The sequence below is a fragment of the Vibrio sp. HI00D65 genome, assembly GCF_001635455.1.
GTDB lineage: Bacteria > Pseudomonadota > Gammaproteobacteria > Enterobacterales > Vibrionaceae > Vibrio.
In genome coordinates, this window is record NZ_LWEH01000022.1 from 1 (window position 1) to 287 (window position 287).

Consider the following 287-nt stretch of genomic DNA (forward strand, 5'->3'; position numbering starts at 1 on the left):
TTTTGAGGTATCAATTGAAGGACAAAATCAGGGGGATGCAGATCTCTACATGAGCTATAACCGCACTGCGCATTACTATGATTTTGAGTTCAGTCAATATGGCAGTGGCAGTAATGAGATGGTGACATTTGAGTCAGAGGCGACGGGATATATTAAGCCTGGTCGTTACTACATGAGTGTTGTGGGACGAACTGAATTCAACGGGGTGAGGCTGCTTGCATCGTTGGAAACAGAGCACCCCGTTCCACCTTCTCCAGAGCAAGATGACCTAACGCCTGTGGTACTAG

Annotated in this window: 1 protein-coding gene; it reads left to right on the forward strand. The window is 47.0% G+C overall.

What is annotated here, in order from left to right; all coding sequences use genetic code 11:
* On the forward strand, window positions 1-287 hold a 287-nt coding region (locus A3712_RS05365; protein ID WP_197465789.1), incomplete at both ends, for a PPC domain-containing protein.